Origin of the sequence: Laceyella sacchari (genome assembly GCF_024927925.1) — a bacterium.
GTDB lineage: Bacteria > Bacillota > Bacilli > Thermoactinomycetales > Thermoactinomycetaceae > Laceyella > Laceyella sacchari.
This window is the reverse complement of record NZ_CP103866.1, coordinates 3333932-3351583: the sequence shown is the minus strand read 5'-3', so window position 1 is coordinate 3351583 and position 17652 is coordinate 3333932. Positions and strand designations below refer to the sequence as shown.

The 17652-nt window shown below is 49.6% G+C and carries 18 protein-coding genes; 15 read left to right on the top strand and 3 right to left on the bottom strand.

The annotated features are described in order from the left end of the window. The first annotated feature begins 48 nt into the window (after window positions 1-48). From NYR52_RS16425 to rsmG, 9 genes are all read left to right on the top strand, one after another. The gene (locus tag NYR52_RS16425; protein WP_157053265.1) at window positions 49-288 is read left to right on the top strand and encodes a hypothetical protein; all 240 of its coding nucleotides are present in this window, start codon (window positions 49-51) and stop codon (window positions 286-288) included. 311 nt (window positions 289-599) lie between these two features. After that, on the top strand, window positions 600-734 hold the full coding sequence (gene rpmH / locus NYR52_RS16420) for a 50S ribosomal protein L34 (protein ID WP_083464932.1): 135 nt from the start codon (window positions 600-602) through the stop codon (window positions 732-734). A 119-nt stretch (window positions 735-853) separates the two neighbouring features. Beyond that, window positions 854-1219, top strand: coding sequence for a ribonuclease P protein component (rnpA, locus tag NYR52_RS16415; RefSeq protein WP_022737280.1), 366 nt, complete (start codon window positions 854-856; stop codon window positions 1217-1219). A 13-nt stretch (window positions 1220-1232) separates the two neighbouring features. Beyond that, complete coding sequence (gene yidD, locus NYR52_RS16410) at window positions 1233-1484, top strand: membrane protein insertion efficiency factor YidD (RefSeq protein WP_132221864.1); 252 nt, start codon at window positions 1233-1235, stop codon at window positions 1482-1484. Window positions 1485-1561: 77 nt separating this feature from the next. Continuing rightward, complete coding sequence (locus NYR52_RS16405; RefSeq protein ID WP_132222060.1) at window positions 1562-2278, top strand: YidC/Oxa1 family membrane protein insertase; 717 nt, start codon at window positions 1562-1564, stop codon at window positions 2276-2278. A 5-nt stretch (window positions 2279-2283) separates the two neighbouring features. Continuing rightward, window positions 2284-2910 (top strand): RNA-binding cell elongation regulator Jag/EloR, encoded by a 627-nt coding sequence (gene jag / locus NYR52_RS16400; protein ID WP_246026922.1) that lies wholly within the window; start codon window positions 2284-2286, stop codon window positions 2908-2910. 204 nt (window positions 2911-3114) lie between these two features. Then, entirely contained in the window at window positions 3115-4491 is a 1377-nt protein-coding gene (gene mnmE, locus NYR52_RS16395) for a tRNA uridine-5-carboxymethylaminomethyl(34) synthesis GTPase MnmE (protein ID WP_132221860.1), read from the top strand. Window positions 4492-4508: 17 nt separating this feature from the next. Beyond that, the gene (gene mnmG, locus NYR52_RS16390) at window positions 4509-6395 is read left to right on the top strand and encodes a tRNA uridine-5-carboxymethylaminomethyl(34) synthesis enzyme MnmG (RefSeq protein ID WP_259436052.1); all 1887 of its coding nucleotides are present in this window, start codon (window positions 4509-4511) and stop codon (window positions 6393-6395) included. A gap of 69 nt (window positions 6396-6464) precedes the next feature. Continuing rightward, window positions 6465-7187: a 16S rRNA (guanine(527)-N(7))-methyltransferase RsmG gene (gene rsmG, locus NYR52_RS16385; protein WP_022737286.1), complete on the top strand. Its 723-nt coding sequence runs from the start codon at window positions 6465-6467 to the stop codon at window positions 7185-7187. A gap of 68 nt (window positions 7188-7255) precedes the next feature. Here the strand turns inward: rsmG and NYR52_RS16380 are convergent, their stop codons facing one another. After that, the gene (locus NYR52_RS16380) at window positions 7256-8719 is read right to left on the bottom strand and encodes a hypothetical protein (RefSeq protein WP_259436051.1); all 1464 of its coding nucleotides are present in this window, start codon (window positions 8717-8719) and stop codon (window positions 7256-7258) included. A 162-nt stretch (window positions 8720-8881) separates the two neighbouring features. Beyond that, complete coding sequence (locus NYR52_RS16375; protein ID WP_132221854.1) at window positions 8882-10081, bottom strand: ParM/StbA family protein; 1200 nt, start codon at window positions 10079-10081, stop codon at window positions 8882-8884. A 329-nt stretch (window positions 10082-10410) separates the two neighbouring features. Between NYR52_RS16375 and noc the strand changes: the two genes are divergently transcribed. From noc to NYR52_RS16350, 5 genes are all read left to right on the top strand, one after another. Beyond that, on the top strand, window positions 10411-11244 hold the full coding sequence (gene noc / locus NYR52_RS16370; protein WP_181352819.1) for a nucleoid occlusion protein: 834 nt from the start codon (window positions 10411-10413) through the stop codon (window positions 11242-11244). 1115 nt (window positions 11245-12359) lie between these two features. Beyond that, window positions 12360-13721 carry a reverse transcriptase family protein gene (locus NYR52_RS16365; RefSeq protein ID WP_259436050.1) on the top strand — a complete coding sequence of 454 codons (1362 nt, stop codon included), beginning with the start codon at window positions 12360-12362 and terminating at the stop codon, window positions 13719-13721. A gap of 15 nt (window positions 13722-13736) precedes the next feature. Continuing rightward, the gene (locus NYR52_RS16360) at window positions 13737-14495 is read left to right on the top strand and encodes a ParA family protein (RefSeq protein ID WP_132221848.1); all 759 of its coding nucleotides are present in this window, start codon (window positions 13737-13739) and stop codon (window positions 14493-14495) included. Next, entirely contained in the window at window positions 14488-15345 is an 858-nt protein-coding gene (locus NYR52_RS16355; protein ID WP_132221846.1) for a ParB/RepB/Spo0J family partition protein, read from the top strand. Before NYR52_RS16360 ends, NYR52_RS16355 begins: the two co-directional genes overlap by 8 nt. Window positions 15346-15362: 17 nt before the next feature. After that, on the top strand, window positions 15363-16499 hold the full coding sequence (locus tag NYR52_RS16350; protein ID WP_259436049.1) for an aminotransferase class V-fold PLP-dependent enzyme: 1137 nt from the start codon (window positions 15363-15365) through the stop codon (window positions 16497-16499). A 68-nt stretch (window positions 16500-16567) separates the two neighbouring features. Here the strand turns inward: NYR52_RS16350 and yyaC are convergent, their stop codons facing one another. Further along, the gene (gene yyaC, locus NYR52_RS16345; protein WP_132221842.1) at window positions 16568-17158 is read right to left on the bottom strand and encodes a spore protease YyaC; all 591 of its coding nucleotides are present in this window, start codon (window positions 17156-17158) and stop codon (window positions 16568-16570) included. Between the two features lie 272 nt (window positions 17159-17430). On the opposite strand from yyaC, the gene NYR52_RS16340 reads away from it, so the two are divergent. Continuing rightward, complete coding sequence (locus NYR52_RS16340) at window positions 17431-17643, top strand: DUF951 domain-containing protein (RefSeq protein ID WP_022737297.1); 213 nt, start codon at window positions 17431-17433, stop codon at window positions 17641-17643. Window positions 17644-17652 lie beyond the last annotated feature (9 nt).

The following is a 17652-nucleotide window of genomic DNA, read 5'->3' as shown; positions in this document are numbered from 1 at the left end:
TTGAACCCCTCCTTTGCGACAGTTTATTGACAAAATATGGACAGAGACGTGTCCAAACTGAAACAGATTTATGAAATCATTTATGCACAGGTTTTCCCCTGTATTTATAAGCGTTTGAGGCAGTTATCAACACAACTCACAGGCTGTGGATATTTTTTTTCACAGGCTGTGGAAAGAGACAAATCGACTTATCCACATTGTGTGGATAAAGAACCATCAAACGACAATTATCCACAAGAAAACAAAATAAGAATATCAAAAGATACCAGTATTTACAATGAAAAATAATAAGTTATCCACAATCCACAGGGGGTTCCGTCGACAGTTATTAACAGGTGTGGATGTTGTGGACAGATGGAGGATAATGTCGGGATAACGCATGGATAGAAAACCCTATATCCACATGTGGATAACTGCTTGTGCACAAATCCCGTTCCTTGACAGGGCACAGCTCACCTGGCTATAATGAGAGAGATTGCCCATCGGTATGTAATCCAAGTAAGTTACAGAAGGGAGGGTTCCTGGTTGATGGATTCCCTATCTGGTTACCACCATGGTTGCTTCACCAGATAGTGGGCTGATAAGACCAGGTCGTCTATATGAAACGCACTTATCAACCAAGCAAGCGCAAGCGCAAGAATGTCCATGGTTTCCGTGCTCGCATGGCAACCAAAAATGGTCGCAAGGTATTGGCGCGCCGCAGAAGAAAAGGAAGAAAAGTATTATCCGCTTAATGGCCACGCACTGATGTGGCCTTTTTTCCTATCTTCTTATATCCCCTCTGTTTAATTCGCCCGCTTTTGCTCTATAATGGTGATTGATTGGTACTTTTGTTTGGGAAGGAGCCGTCTCTTTGCAACAGGAATATCGTCTAAAGAGGCGAAACGATTTTACAAGGGTTTTTCGAGCAGGACACTCGGTGGCGAATCGCCAATTTGTCGTCGTGATGTACGCACGCAAGGATGAAGGGCTTCCGCGCATCGGTGTTTCCGTCAGCAAAAAAGTGGGAAACGCAGTAGTGCGCAACCGAGTGAAGCGGTTGATCAAAGAAGCGATGCGGGCTTGGACTTCCCATTTGCAACCGCACACCGACTTCGTGGTTATCGCCCGCAACCCCGCCAAGGACATGGATTACCATCAAGTGAGGTCAAGCCTTTACCATGTGCTGAACAAAGGAAAAGCCTTTGCGAAGAAGCCGCCGCATCCACTTTCAAAATAAAGAGGAGATCGGGATGAAAGCGTTCGCCCTGGGCCTAATAACATTTTATCGTCGGTTTATCTCACCTTTGAAGCCGCAGCCTACCTGTCGTTTTGTGCCTACCTGCTCCGAGTATGCACTGATCGCGATACAGCGCCACGGTGTTTTCGTGGGGGGGTGGCTCACATTGAAAAGGTTGCTCAAATGTCATCCCTTTCATCCTGGCGGATTTGATTATGTACCAGAGAAATCCGTGAAGCGGACGGAGAAACGGACGGGCCAATAATAAAATATGGAAGAGATGAGGGGGGCACTCCCGTGTTGAAACATAAGCGTAGCATCGCCATCCTGTTGTTATTTGTGATGGCTGTTGTCATGCTGACTGGCTGTACGCCAAATCAACAACAATATAAGATTGATCGTGAAAATCCAAGTTTGTGGCAGAAGTTCTTAGTTATTCCCATGTCTGAACTGTTGGACTGGTTTAAGGTGTTGCTCGGCAACTATGGCTGGTCGATCTTGGTGGTTACCTTCCTTGTGCGCTTGATCGTTTTCCCGCTCACATGGAAACAGCAGCAAAGCTCCAAAGCGATGCAAGAGTTGCAACCGCACATTGTAAAGATCAGAGAGAAATATAAAAACAACCAGCAGAAGCTACAGGAAGAGACAATGAAGCTGTTCCAAAAGCACAATATCAATCCCATGGCGGGTTGTTTTCCCATGCTGATCCAAATCCCCATTTTGTTCGCGTTTTACCAAGCGATCATGGGAAATGAGCATATCTTTACATCTGATTTCCTCTATCTTGAATTGGGAAGACCAGACCCTTATTATATTTTGCCTCTGCTCGCGGCATTTACTACGTATTTGCAATTTATCGCTACCGGTGCAGCGGATAATCCACAAACCAAGGTGATGCTGTGGATCATGCCGATCATGATCTTTTTATTGGCGTATCAGTTTCCATCGGCACTCTCCCTGTACTGGGTGTATGGGAACATTTTCACGATTATCCAGTATTTAATCTTCTTCAATAAGAAAAAAGTGAAGGGCAATGTATCGGAGGGGACTGCTCGTTGACGAAAGTGACCGTCGAAGCAGAAACAATCGAAGAGGCGCTCGATCAGGCCTGCGCCCAATTACAGACTTCCCGCGACCAGGTTTCCTATCGGGTGCTGTCTGAACCGAATAAAGGATTGCTTGGCATTATTGGTCGGCGCCAAGCTGTGGTGGAAGTCACGCTTGTGGAGGATCCCGTCCAAAAAGGGGTGCGCTTCCTGACGGAGTTGGTCGCTAAGCTCGGAGTGGAGGCGCAAGTACATGTCCACACACCACTTGATGAGCAGGATGCCGTGGTGTTGGAGTTGGTCGGGAAAGAGTTAGGGCCGCTCATTGGACGCAGGGGCCAAACGATCGAGGCTTTGCAATTGTTGACGCACACGGTGGCCAACCGGGGGGCGGAAACCCCGGTTCGGTTTCAATTGGATGCCGGCGGGTATCGGAAACGCCGCTTGGACCTTTTGGTGGGGGTCACCGAAAAGGCGGTGGCGGAAGCGCAAGCAAAGAAAGGCTCTGTGGAGCTTTCTCCGATGCCTGCGCATGAGCGGAAACTGGTGCATCTGATCGCCCAGAATCATGCGGGCATTGACACGCGGAGCATCGGCGTCGAACCTGAGCGCCGTGTGGTCATTGAGTGGACCAGCCAAAGCTGAATCACGAAGGGCTTATCGATATAAGAGCTGCTTTCCACTCATGATGCCGCGTAAAACGAAAAGCGCAATCATCGGGCTCATGCCACTGTTTACGAAAGCTCGTCTCTCCCCAAATCGGGGAGTTTTTTTGTTTACTAATCTGTTTTGCTTGCCGTTTCAGGCTATGCTAAGATTAACTATTAGGAAAATCTTAGAGGTGACACAATGGAGACGGATACAATCGCAGCGGTTGCGACACCGGCGGGCGAGGGAGGGATCGCCGTCATACGGGTGAGTGGTCCCGAGGCGGTGTCGATTGTCGACCAACTCTATAAAGGGAAAAAGAAATTGGCTGAAGTGGAGACGCATACGGTGCATTATGGGCATGTTGTGCATCCACGAACAGAGGAACGGATAGATGAAGTGCTGGTGACGGTGATGCGTGCACCGCGCACCTTCACCCGTGAAGATGTAGTGGAAGTGAGTTGCCACGGCGGGATGGTTCCCGTGCAAAAAACATTGGAAGCGTTATTTGCGGCCGGTGCTCGGTTGGCTGAACCGGGTGAATTCACAAAACGCGCCTTTTTGAATGGCCGGATTGACCTTTCGCAAGCGGAGGCGGTGATCGACTTGATCCGGTCCAAGACAGATCGGGCGGCCAAAATCGCTCTGTCTCAGGCAGAAGGGCGGCTTTCCCGCTTAATCAACAAACTGCGCAGCGAAATTCTGGAGACGTTGGCTCATTTGGCAGTCAATGTCGATTATCCCGAGTATGATGCGGAAGAGATGACCTCTCAATTTTTGGAGGAACGATGCCGTTACATATCTGGCCAAATCGAGAAATTGCTCTCCACCGCCAAACAGGGAAAAATCTATCGCGAAGGAATTCAAACAGCGATCATCGGACGCCCCAACGTGGGGAAATCTTCGTTGATGAATGCACTGACTCAAGAGAATAAGGCGATTGTGACGGATATACCGGGCACCACTCGCGATGTCATCGAAGAGTATGTGAATGTGCGGGGGATTCCCTTGCGTTTGTTGGACACTGCCGGCATCCGCGAGACGGAGGATGTGGTGGAGAAGATTGGGGTAGAGCGTTCGCGTCAAGCATTGCAACAAGCTGATTTGGTGTTGCTGGTACTTAACTTTGCTGAACCACTTGCCGAGGAGGATCGGCGGCTGTTGGAACTGATTGAGCGCCATACGGCAGTGGTTATTGTCAATAAAATGGATTTGCCGGGCCAATTGGATTTGGAAGAGGTCAAGCAGCTGATCGGCGACAAGCCATTGATTACCACTTCGTTGAAAGAAGAGCGGGGCATTGAAGATTTGGAAGAGGCGATTTCCCAACTCTTCCACTTGGGCAAGATGGACATGGGAGAGGGAACGTATGTGAGCAACGCGCGGCACATTCACTTGCTAAACCAAGCCAAGGAAAGCGTGGATGAAGTGATTCAGGGAATCGAAGCGGGGATGCCGCTGGATATGGTGGAGATCGACCTGAAGAATGCTTGGCAATACTTGGGCGAAGTGATTGGGGATGCCGTGGCGGAGGATTTGATCGATCAAATATTTTCGCAGTTCTGCTTAGGAAAATAGAAAATGGGGTGACAAAGATGACGACCTATGATGCTGGGCATTATGATGTGGTCGTGGTGGGAGCGGGCCATGCCGGATGCGAATCTGCTTTGGCTGCCGCCCGCATGGGGTGTTCCACCTTGTTGTTGACAATCAGCCTGGATACGATTGCGTACATGCCTTGCAATCCGTCCATCGGGGGACCAGCGAAAGGGCATGTGGTGCGGGAAATCGATGCGCTAGGTGGGGAAATGGGAAAGGTGATTGATAAGACCCATATCCAAATGCGCATGTTAAACACGGGTAAAGGCCCTGCTGTGTACGCATTGCGGGCGCAGGCGGATAAGGTGTTGTACCAGCGTGAAATGAAGAAAACCTTGGAAACGACGCCTAATCTGACAGTGCATCAAGGATTGGTGGAGCGGCTGATCGTAGACAACGGTGTGTGCCATGGGGTAATAACCCGCACCGGTGCGAAGTATTACGCCAAAGCGGTCGTATTGACTACTGGCACGTATCTGCGGGGAAAAGTCATTATTGGGGATCTTTCTTATGAAAGTGGGCCGAACAATCAACAGCCTGCGGTTGAGTTAGCGCATCATCTTTTGGAACTGGGGTTTGACATGGTGCGCTTCAAAACGGGAACGCCTCCGCGTGTGAACAAAAATACCATTGATACGAGCAAAATGGAAGAGCAACCGGGGGATAAGGAGCCGCGGGCTTTCTCATATGAGACGACCGAGTTTATCACTGACCAGCTACCTTGTTGGTTGACCCATACCAATGAGCGCACGCACCAACTTATCCGTGACAATTTGCACCGAGCGCCTATGTATTCAGGTGTGATTGAAGGAACGGGGCCGCGCTATTGCCCGTCGATTGAAGATAAGATTGTGCGTTTCGCTGACAAGGGACGACATCAGATCTTTATCGAGCCGGAGGGCAGGGAGACGATGGAGATGTACGTGCAAGGGCTCTCCACCAGTTTGCCGGAAGATGTCCAATTGTCGATCCTGCGCACGATTGAAGGGATGGAAAAAGTAGAGATGATGCGCACGGGGTATGCGATTGAGTATGATTCAATCGTCCCTACACAATTGTGGCCTTCGCTGGAAACCAAACGGGTGGAAAATCTGTTCACCGCTGGCCAATTGAATGGCACGTCGGGATATGAAGAAGCGGCGGCGCAAGGGATTATGGCCGGAATCAACGCCGCACGTAAAGTGCAAGGCAAAGAGCCGGTAATCCTTGACCGTTCCCAGGCGTATATCGGTGTGCTGATTGATGACTTGGTGACCAAAGGAACCAATGAGCCGTACCGCTTGCTCACATCCCGTGCTGAATACCGCTTGCTGCTTCGCCATGACAACGCTGATTTGCGATTGACCGACATCGGCTATGAAATCGGGCTGATCAGCGAGGAGCGCTATGCCCGCTTCAACAGCAAACGACAAGCAATTGCCCGGGAAATCGAGCGATTGCGTGAAACAAAAGTGCGTCCGACGCCTGAAGTGCAATCCATTTTGGTTTCCATGGGTACGACGGAAATCAATAATGCCGTTGAGCTGGCGACGTTGATCAAGCGTCCGGAGCTGGGGTATAAGGAGATTGCGCAGATGTCGCCGCCACCTGAGCCGCTGCCGGTCGATGTGGAAGAACAAGTGGAGATTCAATTGAAATATGAAGGTTACATTAAAAAAGCGTTGCAACAAGTGGAGAAGATGAAACGAATGGACGAGAAGCGGATTCCAGCTTGGGTCGATTATAGCAAGATTGCTGGCATTTCCTCGGAAGCGCGCGAGAAGTTGGAGAAAGTGCGCCCTCTTTCCTTGGGCCAGGCGTCCCGCATCTCCGGCGTCAATCCTGCTGATATCTCCATATTGATGGTTCATATTGAACAAGGCGGTAAAGCATACAGGGCCTGAATGAGTAACACTTAGCACGGAATTTAAAACGGGTCGCGAGCGGGCGGTCGGTTTTTAAGGAGGACGTTTATGCATGAGCTAGGCGAATGGCTCCGGGAACAGGTTGCGCCGTGGGGCCTGTTGTTGTCGGAACGCCAGCTACAACAGTTTGCGCTGTATTATGAGCATTTGATCAAAATCAATGAAGTGATGAATCTCACCTCCATCACGGATGTGCGGGAGGTGTATGTGAAACACTTTTATGATTCGCTCACCTTGGCGCAAGTGGTGGATGTAAGCCGAGTGACTTCGTTGATCGATGTAGGTACTGGAGCCGGATTTCCAGGGATTCCGCTAAAAATCGCTTTTCCGGAACTGAAACTGACGTTGTTGGATTCATTAAAGAAAAGGGTGGGGTTCTTGCAGGAAGTGGCGGATCTGTTGGAACTGGATCATGTCACTTGCGTGCATGGCCGGGCGGAAGAGGTAGCCAAACAAAAAGGGTTCCGAGAGGCTTATGACATGGCTACTGCCAGGGCCGTCGCCCGCCTCAATGTGTTGGCGGAGTACTGTTTGCCGTTTGTAAAAGTGGGCGGAACATTTGTGTCAATGAAAGGGCCGTCGGCAGAAGAGGAGATGAAAGAGGCCAAACGGGCATTACATGTGCTGGGTAAAACCACATGCCAACGCAAAGAGCTCGTTCTCCCTGAAGCGATGGGGACACGCAATCTTATCATGATGCAGAAAAGAGATCACACGCCCAAGGCGTATCCGCGCAAAGCGGGGACACCGACAAAACAGCCGTTGGTATGACGAACCTGAGAGAAAAAATAAAAGCCGAATGACTCAATGATGGTGGAGTGCGCATTCGGCTTTTCGCTTTATCCTAAATTGTTGATTAAACTGTGGAGGCCGCGCAAAGCGAGCTTCCTTTTTTCTATTTTGTCCATTTCTTGCCGTTTGCGGCTGTTTTCGGAATGGGGGGTTAAGAACTCTTCCCAAGAGTTGTAGCCGCCATAGGCATCTTCAAATTCAATGTCATCCCGTTTCAGGCTGGCATCCATTTCCGGCTCTTCGTCTTGAGAAGAGTCATGGCTAAATGGTTGCATGGTTGGTTGTGTGTTTTCAAATAATGGACCGTCCTCAAAGGCGAAAAAAGGAGATTGATGATTCGTTTGTTGTTGCGGTTGCTCTTCCCAAAAAGAGGCCGTATTTTGTTGCATGGGAGCTTTGTTGGCCCGATGGTCTACGAGCGACTCGATTTTCTGCTGGAAGCGGGCTTTTTTCTGGCGGTTCCGCCTGCGAGAGGAAAATGGCTCCAATGGTTGCGATTGTGTATCCGCTTCATATTGAATCCCTTGAGTTGCCTCTTGGAAAGAGGATGACTCTTGGTAAGAGATTGATTCCCGATAGGAGGATGATTCACGGAAAGGTGAGTGATGCATGGGAGCCTGCGATTCAAATGAGAATGGGCTCATGGGTTGTTGGTTGGCTTGCTGCCCATTGTCTTGTTGTTCTTGCCCGTCATGATCCATGTATTGAATGCGTTTGTTCGCTGCAAGACGTTTCCGTAGTTTCAAATCCCGTTCGCGATAAATAGGTTGGATCGGTTCCTCTTTTTTTGGTTCGTCATTGTCAGGTTGTTGGGCGGCATCTGGTTCAAAAGCCAAGGGTGTGAACAAGTTGGGCATGGAAGAGGGTTCTCCCCAAGGCGAATAAGAGAAGGTTTCCTGTTCTCGCTCCGGTTCGTCATCTTCCAAAGCGATCCGTTCCACCGGATAAACCGTATGTTCTTCTTTCTCTTCTTGTTCCGCTTGAAAGGGAATCCGATTTTTCCGTCGTAATCCTTTTTTGCGAGTTGAAGCGGGCGGGGTTTCTTGAAAAAAGCTATACGGACTAGCATATTCAACTTCTTGTGCTTCCAGCACTTCCCATTCTTCATCGGCCTGTTCCGTATCTTCCTCTAAGGGGTGAGTCTGGTAATGCGCCGATTCCTGGTAAGCCGTTTCCTCAGAATAAGAGATGGATATCTCCTCTTCTTCTTGTTTCACCTCGCCCCTAGCGACATGGATGGTGTGCGTGGTTGTTTCCCCAGTGGGTGTATGTAAGGTGGTTTGGTGCAAGGTCAATTTGAGATCCGCATCTGCATGTTCGCTAGCAGAGGAGGGTTCGTCAATTGACTCCCTATTTGTTAACGATTGGCTTACCAGGGTGGTAATCATGTTGGGAGTCAATTGGATGTAATAAGCCGTTTTTCCGCTCTCTTGCAATTTTCGGACGCTTTCGTGATCGGAAGGTTCCGTGCCGATGATGATCAAGTCGTACTGGGATTCATGTTGTGTCATTTCTCCCCCTCCTTTTTCGTAGCCAGGTGGTGAATCCCTACGCTCTGACAAGTTCTCCTGTTTTTATTATCGCTTTTTTTTCAAGCAATCGCTAGGGTTATTTTATAAAAATGGGTTTTAAAAGCATTCCCCCAAGGGTTTCCTTGGGGGTTGTGTATTGTTTCATTTTTTTACCGATTTACTGCCTTTTTTCTCGGTGACTGCAGCTGCTTCAGCGAAGGAGTCAGGTACATGGAATTCTTGATGAATTGTGGCTGCTGCTTCCAGCATGTCTTTGGTTGGTACTGCACGAGCTTTGGATTGGGCAAACTTGCACAGCCCGAAACCATTGGCGAATTGGGCTTCAATGCCGTAATCTTCAGCGAAGATCAGCTTGTCCCCGAAACGTTCACGGTAAAATGCTTTAAACGGAATGGAAGCCCCACCAGTTAGGATGATGTAGGTGATGTCATCCCCGTAGTCGAGACGGTTCCAAACTTCGTTGACCAACGCTTCACCCACTTCTTTGATGCATTCTTGGACGATCGCGCTAACGTCATGCACTTTCCCTTTGAAGCTGATCTCGCCGGAACGTACGACGCGAGGCAAACTCCAGATGGGATACTCTTTTCCGTTGGAATCCGGATCAGCTTGGCGAGTGAAGTCCAGCAAGCGTTTCGCCAACAATTCATATACGTTGAGCATGGCATGGCGGGAAGTGAAGCTTTGACGTTTGATGATGGTTTCTCCGTGCAGTGTTTCAATGTCCGAAGTACCAAATCCTAAGTCGTTGATGCTCACTTTTTGAATGAACAGATCCTCATTCAACAATTTGCCATCCCGATCCAAGGCGATGTGGAAGAGGGTGGCCATCGGCTGGCTGATTACGAAGAGATTTTCACGCTTGATTTCAAACTCAATCCGGCGCCATGGCAGGTTGCCTTGTTTCACTTCAAAAGAATGTTTACCGATGAGACGGCGTTTTAACTCATCTTTATAATCAATATAGCTATCCGTTGGCAGAGCGACGGACACTACCGGTTCCGTGCTTCCTTGCAACATCAATCCCGTGCTGACGCGGAACATGATCAGATATTCTTGCTCACGGAACCATGTAGGGCTGAATAACCGACGCTTATGGGAGTCGAACAGTTCATCATCGCCGGCTTGTTCAATGGCCAGCTTACCGCAGAACCATTCACGGTCACCTTCACGTTCACGATACATAATGTTATGTGGATCATTGTTATAAGTGATCTCCCCAACGCGGTTCGGAACGACCATGTTCCGAATAAACATCTTATAGAACTTGCCGTTGGCACGTGTGACGACTTTGGTGCCATAGTACCCTTGGTCATTCCCTATGTATACAGGTACACTCATTTTCAGATATCCTCCTCAAGTGAATGAAATGCCCTTCTTCCCACGATTCTATCAATTGTGAAGGCGAAGGGTCAACAGAATCAGACCAATATCTACAAAGATGTGCAATTTATGCAACAGCCAAAAAACTGACAAGAAAATCACACAGATTTGCGCGCGATTCATGCAATGAAACTATTTGTCACCAGAAGGGTTGCCGTGTTCCACGTGGAACATTTCCTGAACATTTTTTGAGAAATGGCCAGCGGGCAGGGTGTAATGTAACTGCCAGCGAATGGTATTAATAGATCGGGCTACTTCGAGATAACCGTAAGGTGGTGTCTGTGTCAATGAAACAACCGTTCACACGACTATTCGGTTTGGTGGATAAAGAGGACAAAAGCCTGGACCAAGTGAAGCACATTTCAGTGGAAATCATTGAGCCAAGCCCGTATCAACCTCGAACGGTCTTCCAAGAAGATCGAATTGATGAATTGTGCCAGTCCATTCGTTCGCATGGCGTTATTCAGCCGATAGTTGTGCGACGGAACGGGCACGGGGGTTATGAACTGATTGCGGGTGAACGGCGCCTGCGGGCAGTTAGAAAGCTAGGCATGGAAACCGTCCCGGCGATCATTCGCAATATGACTGACAACCAAGCGGCGTCGGCCGCCTTGATTGAGAATTTGCAACGGGAAAATCTAACGGCAATCGAAGAAGCACATGCGTATCAACGATTGTTGGAATTGAATCAGTTGACACAAGAAAGTTTAGCACAGCGCTTGGGTAAAGGACAATCAACGATTGCGAACAAATTGCGGCTGTTGCATTTACCTGAAGAGGTGCAAACGGCCTTGCTCAAGCGATCCATCACCGAGCGGCATGCCCGGGCGCTCTTGTCCCTCAAAGATGAGGCGCTGCAATTGCAGGTGTTGGCGGATATCATTGAACACGATTTGAATGTGAAACAGACGGAAGAGCGAATCAGCAAACTGCTGGCTTCCACGGAGAAAACGAAGAAAAGCCGGCGCAAGTCAGTGTCTCGCGATTTACGCATCGCCATCAATACGATTCGGCAATCAGTGGATATGGTGAAGCAGAGCGGCTTGCTGGTGCAGGCGGATGAACAGGAGCATGATGAGTTTTATGAGGTGATTATCCGCATTCCGAAACAGGGGGATTAAAACGATTTCATGATTTTTTCCTTTCGTTCTCACTTGACTATTATTAAAATAAAGGGAGAAAAGAATGAAAAGCGAGGCAACAAAGCTTCAAAGACGGTTGGACAGGATGGTTTCGCCAAGACGTCTGTGGAGGCGGTCGCCTCTTTTTCTTTACAAGAGCTTTGAAACGTCGTTGTAAGCGGGAAAAGGGAACTCGATCCCGGTTTCGCCCCGCATGAAGAGAAGAACGGCATGGAATGGAAGCGGCGTCGCTTGCCTGGAAATGGGTTGAAACGCCTTGAATGGAAAGGGTGGGTTTGTTTCCGGGATAAGGTGTTTGGCCATCCCCTTCTGCTTAATAGGCTGAAGTTTCATGAGGAAACAGGACGGCCTGAGAATGGAGAGCTTGAACGGTTTAGGGATGGGGAATAGCGGCATGCGGCACCTTTGCTTTACTCCAATCTCGCTACAACGATAGGCAGGAAAGCCCCAGTTCATGGAGCGGGGCGATGAATCCTCGAACATGCCAGCGGATGTTTGGGAGAAGAGGTGGAACAATGGGCAAAATCATTGCAATTGCCAATCAAAAAGGAGGCGTGGGCGTGCGTCCGTAAGGGGCGGTGAGTATCGCTTCAAAGGAAGCTCGGGATTAGAGAGAGATCCCGATGGTCGACTGACTTACCTGAGGGGGAAACACCGATCAGGGAACATCGCCTGTCAGTAACGCGCAAGGCTTGCATGGCTGATGTCAAGTGGATGCGCAAGACCAAGGAGTGATATGGTCAAGGCTAGACTGCTTGAAACCCAGTTTCCTTGCCTTAACCATCCGGGGTGCGCCAGCCAAGAGGGGCAAGCGCACAGGAAAGTTTGTCGGGAGCATTGCCCGCGCTCTTCGGCACTCTCTAACTTTCCTCGGCGTATCGACGATACGTAAAGGAGACGAACGGGAACCTAAGTCACTCCCTTGTACTCATCGTTCTAAACGGAGATCACCTAAGGTGAGGCTGGGTCTAAAGAAGAGCCCACTGTTTTCACTATGGTGACGGAGCCCCCATAGTAGTCTGAGGTAGGGAAAGCCTGCTACGTGGCGAAGGGGGGCAGGTTGTCCAAATGATAGTGTGCCGGAGGTATGCGTAATGCAGAGAGCCGAGGTCATCCTATCATTGCTAAGCCAAAAAGCGAAGGAACAGCCGCACTTTCGCTTTCGTCGACTTTACCGCAATTTGTTTAATCCCGATTTCTATCGATATGCGCTTACGCAGGTGCAGGAAACATCCGGTACGGAGGCCGATTTGGCACCGCACGGACAGGCTTACATAGCGATGATAGAAAAAATGATTCATCAATTGAGAACGGAGACCTACCGATTTGCCCCCGATGACTTTGGCAAGGTGGACGAGCCAGGGCGACAGCCCAAATGGGAAGATCGTTTGTTGCGCGGGGCAGTTATTCAACTTATTTCCGCAATCTTTGAACCGCATTTTTGGCATGGTTCGCATGGTGTCTACCCGATGCCTACCATAAAAGGCGCTTTGCGGGCCATACGTGAAGCGATTGGCGTGGATTGGTTGGTAGGAGGGGCACTTCCTGTTCATTGGAATCCAAACCAACAGGCTTTATTGCTGGAGTTGTTACGGGAGCGGTTGGAGGATGGGCGGTTGTTGGAGCTGGTTCGGCGTATGTTGAATGCCGATCGCTGGCAGATGACCGAGCGCACTGAACCGATCGTCGTTCATGCCGATGAGGAAAGGTTGTTGTTTCCTTGCCAGTTGCTGTTCCATGCGCTGGATCGGTGCATGCGGCGATATGTTCAAGTAGCATCATCTCCAATAGACATGCATTATATCCGATGGAACCGATATTTGTTTGTAGGTGTCAAAGGATCGAAACGGATGGCCCAAACACTTCGCGATCACCTGCATGATTGTCTGGAAAATGAACTTGGGTTTGAATCGTTCACGCCGTTGACGCTGGTTCATGTGCAAGACAAGCACCGGGTGCGGTTTGGCCCATATGAACTTGCGCCGGATTGCAGAGAACCAGGGCGACTTACTCCCTTGGTGCCACATGTGTCTATGCAAGAGCTTACGCGTCCTTTCCGCCGCGAAGGAAAGCCGGTGCGTCATCCAGGACGGCTCCACCTCAGTGTCCCGGAGTTGGTGAGCTTGTACGCCGGGGAGATGAAGGAATTATATCAAACGTACCGCTATGCGGCAGATGTAAGGGCCAAGTTGGGCAAGTTCCGTTATTATCACTATGGCAGTCTGCTTAAAACCATCGCCAGCAAAGAGAAGATATCGGTAAAACAAGTGTTGCGCAAATACGGTTCGCGCAAGTCGGGGGGCAAACAAACTCTTGCGGTAAAGGGGGAGACGGGGTGGATCTCTTATTTTAACGAACCACTCAGTCAGTGTTCTCTTATATATGAAGAACGGCTTAGGGACAACTGGAGAGCCGGATACATCGAAAGGTGTACGTCCGGTTCGGAGGGGGGCTGATAGAAACCGGCCCTTATCTGGGATAAGGGAACTGGCGCTGTCTGTCTACCCTACAAAACAACCACGTCAGTGAACTTGGCTGCAGCGATTGCGGCACTAGGGAGAAAAGTGTTGATTGTAGATATTGACCCCCAAGGGAACACAACAAGTGGGCTGGGCATAAACAAAGGGGATGTCAAGCACTGCATCTATGATGTGTTAATTGATGAAGCACCAGCGGAGCAATCGATCCTGCCGACTTTGTTGGAAAATCTTTTTTTGATTCCGGCCACGATTCAATTGGCCGGGGTGGAAATTGAACTGTCGCAAGTTATTTCGCGGGAGAAGCGATTGAAAAACGCCTTACAAACCGTGAAACACCGTTTTGATTACATCTTCATCGATTGTCCCCCTTCACTGGGGATTATCACCCTGAATGCGCTGAGTGCCGCCCAATCGGTGTTGATTCCGATTCAATGTGAGTTTTATGCGTTGGAGGGGTTGGGACAACTCCTTAATACCATTCGCATTGTGCAAAAGCATTTGAACAAAGGGTTGGAGATTGAAGGTGTTTTGCTGACCATGTATGACGCCCGAACCAACCTGTCTTCGCAGGTGATGGAAGAAGTGAAAAAATACTTCCAGACGAAAGTGTACAACACAGTGATTCCGCGCAACATCCGATTGAGCGAGGCGCCCAGCCATGGGCAACCGATTATCGTCTATGATGCGCGTTCGCGAGGGGCAGAATGTTACAATGAATTGGCGAGAGAAGTGGTGATGCAGAATGAGTAAACGTCTGGGCCGAGGATTGGATGCCTTGTTTTCGCAAGTTGACGTGAATGAGGAAGATGTGGTGACGGAGGCGGAGATCACTGAGCTGCGCCCCAATCCGTATCAACCTCGTAAGAACTTTGACGATGCAGCGTTGCAGGAATTGATGGAATCGATTAAGCAACATGGGATTGTACAACCCTTGGTTGTCCGCAAGAGCATTCGGGGTTATGAAATCGTGGCTGGGGAGCGTCGTTTTCGCGCGGCTAAGCTGGCTGCATTGCAGACTGTTCCCATTGTCGTAAGAGATTTTACTGATGAGCAGATGATGGAAATTGCGCTGGTGGAAAACATACAGCGGGAAGATTTGAATCCAATCGAAGTTGCCTTCGCCTATCAGAAACTGATGAATCATTTGGGGATTACGCAAGAGGAGCTGGCAGAACGAGTTGGAAAAAGCCGTCCGCATGTGGCCAATTTCTTGCGGTTGTTGCAATTGCCGGCGGAGGTGCAAGAGTATGTTTCACGTGGAACATTATCGATGGGACATGCTCGTACCCTGCTGGGGGTAAAAGATCGGGATATGCTGAAACGGCTAGCGGAAAAAGTGATCAAAGAGAAGCCCAGTGTTCGGCAGTTGGAAGAATGGGTGCAAAAGTTAAATGAAGTGATGCCCAAAAAGGAAGAGCGCAAAAAGAAAACTGCCGATCCATTCATCAAGCGGTATGAAGATGTGTTGCAACAAGTGTTTAGCACCCCAGTACGCATTAAACATGGGCGGAAAAAAGGGAAAATCGAAATTGAATATTACTCCGAACGGGAGTTGGAACGCTTGATCGAAATGTTAAATGGCGAGCGGGTGATTGAATAAACAGGGGGAAGAGGAAAGTGATTTATTTGGACAATGCGGCTTCGACCTGGCCCAAACCTCCAGAGGTAGCGGAAGCGGCGAAGACTGCTATTTCGGACTATGGGGCCAATCCCGGACGCGGAGGCCACCAATTGGCGCGCAGGGCGGAGCAGACCATCGCGAAAACCAGAGCCAAACTGGCACGTCTGTTTGGCGTGAAGGACCCCAATCGTTTTCTCTTTTGTTTTCATGCGACTCATGCCATTAACCAAGCGATTCAAGGAACGCTCTCGTCGGAAGACCATGTGATTATTTCTGGATGGGAACATAATGCTGTTGCCCGCCCGGTTACCGCGCTCGCCCAGACGAAAGGAGTTCGGGTCAGCGTGGTGGAACCTTCTGCATCAGGAGATTGGCTCACGGCAATCCAACAGGCGGTATCACCACAAACAAAAATGATCATCACTACCCATGGTTCCAATGTGACTGGAGAAGTGATGCCGGTTGTGGAGATCGGTCAGTATGCTCGAAGCAAGGGGATCCTGTACTTGGTGGATGCTTCGCAGACGGCGGGCTTGCTGCCGTACCGGCTTGATGAATGGCCCATTGATATGCTCGCTTTTCCAGGGCATAAAGGTTTGTATGGGCCGCAAGGCACAGGTGGGCTGTATGTGGCAGAAGGTGTTTCCATATATCCGCTTTTGTTCGGAGGAACCGGTAGCCGCTCAGAGGAGCTGGAACAACCGCTAGACTGGCCAAGCGGCTTTGAGAGCGGCACACTCAACACGCCCGGTCTTGCCGGATTGGGGGCGGGCGTGGATTTTGTGTTGCGGACGGGTGTGGAGTGCATTCATCAGCATGAAATGGAGCTGACCCGTTTGTTGTGGGAAGGACTGAAACGGCTGAATGGAGTGCAGCTATCCACTGAAGAAATGCCTTCGTTGCCGCTTTTCTCTTTCAATCTAGATGGTTTGGATGGTCAAGAGGTAGCGATGATCTTGGACCAACATTATGATATCGCTGTCCGGGCTGGGTTTCATTGCGCTGCTTTGAAGCATCGCAGCTTAGGCACGGAGGCGGGGGCTATCCGGGTGAGCCCCGGCTATTTCAACACCCCAGCCGAGATGGAATCGTTTTTAAAGGCCATTGCTGAGATTCAGCGTTATTTGTCATGATTCAGTGTACGAAACCAAGGCCGTCTGCTATAAGCAGGCGGCCTGCGTTTGTTGACCGAGCGTTTGGCTTACGCCGAGAGTGTGGGCATCTTTAAGCAGGCTTTTTTAATGGAAGTGGAGATGATTTCGGCCATGTTCATGACCAAGCTCAACCGGGTGTTTTGTAAGACGAAATATTCCATGAATCCGGATACGTTGACTATGCCGGTGATATGGATGTTTCCCACTTCTGGCAAGGATTTGTTTACTCCGGCTCCAGGCTTTAACGGCCCTAGACCCAGCTGGATGGAGCCTACGCTTTTAAAGTGGCCAAGACAAGCGTCTACGGCAATGACCAGCGAATGGGGATGGGCGGATGAGATGTTTTCTAACGTTTCTTCAAGATTGAGTGCGTGCACCGGATCATCCAGTGTGCCGTATATGAGCAGGCCGGGTGGGGGATCTTTGCGCAAAGCACTTCCAACCAGAGGGCCCAGCGCATCACCCGTTGAACGGTCGGTGCCGACGCAGACGCAAACGATGTCATGATAAGGGGCGAAAGAGCGGCAAGCAAACGCCAGATGATTTGCAAACTCCTCATCTGCCATAGGATGTGTATGTTCAATCCGAAAAGGATAGGTTGCTTTATGCGCTTGGCGGACAGAGGCATATTCGTTCATGGACAACCCTCCGAGAATCAATTCTGTAACAGTATACGGATTTGAGAGGGAAAATATACATAGGTTGCTAGATTATTAAAATAGATCGGAGAGTGAACCAAACAGTGTAGCCAACAGTCTCTAAAAAACAGCATATAATAGAAAATATCAGTCTGGTCGTGTAACAGGAGTTGCGGCAGTTAATAGCGGGAAAGAATCAAATACAAGCTGGTTGAATTTTGACCAGAGGCTTTCTATAATTGTAGCATTCACAGAAAAGAGAGTGATCTGAATTGCAAATGAAGCAATTTGGTCTTGGCGATGTCGTTGAAATGAAAAAGGCGCATCCTTGCGGAACGAACGCATGGAAAATCATTCGTATGGGAGCCGATATCCGCATGAAATGCACAGGATGCGACCATAGCGTCTTGTTGCCGCGGAGCCGGTTTGAAAAGAGATTGAAGCGCGTATTGGTGCCTGCGGGCGAACAGGATGCAAAAGAATAAGGATGAGCG

Excerpts from the sequence above, each read along its gene's own strand:
- rpmH (WP_083464932.1), top strand. The coding sequence starts at position 600 with ATGAAACGCACTTATCAACCAAGCAAGCGCAAGCGCAAGAATGTCCAT.
- yidD (WP_132221864.1), top strand. The coding sequence starts at position 1,233 with ATGAAAGCGTTCGCCCTGGGCCTAATAACATTTTATCGTCGGTTTATC.
- NYR52_RS16405 (WP_132222060.1), top strand. The coding sequence starts at position 1,562 with ATGGCTGTTGTCATGCTGACTGGCTGTACGCCAAATCAACAACAATAT.
- mnmE (WP_132221860.1), top strand. The coding sequence starts at position 3,115 with ATGGAGACGGATACAATCGCAGCGGTTGCGACACCGGCGGGCGAGGGA.
- mnmG (WP_259436052.1), top strand. The coding sequence starts at position 4,509 with ATGACGACCTATGATGCTGGGCATTATGATGTGGTCGTGGTGGGAGCG.
- rsmG (WP_022737286.1), top strand. The coding sequence starts at position 6,465 with ATGCATGAGCTAGGCGAATGGCTCCGGGAACAGGTTGCGCCGTGGGGC.
- NYR52_RS16380 (WP_259436051.1), bottom strand. The coding sequence starts at position 8,719 with ATGACACAACATGAATCCCAGTACGACTTGATCATCATCGGCACGGAA.
- NYR52_RS16375 (WP_132221854.1), bottom strand. The coding sequence starts at position 10,081 with ATGAGTGTACCTGTATACATAGGGAATGACCAAGGGTACTATGGCACC.
- noc (WP_181352819.1), top strand. The coding sequence starts at position 10,411 with ATGAAACAACCGTTCACACGACTATTCGGTTTGGTGGATAAAGAGGAC.
- NYR52_RS16365 (WP_259436050.1), top strand. The coding sequence starts at position 12,360 with ATGCAGAGAGCCGAGGTCATCCTATCATTGCTAAGCCAAAAAGCGAAG.
- NYR52_RS16355 (WP_132221846.1), top strand. The coding sequence starts at position 14,488 with ATGAGTAAACGTCTGGGCCGAGGATTGGATGCCTTGTTTTCGCAAGTT.
- yyaC (WP_132221842.1), bottom strand. The coding sequence starts at position 17,158 with ATGAACGAATATGCCTCTGTCCGCCAAGCGCATAAAGCAACCTATCCT.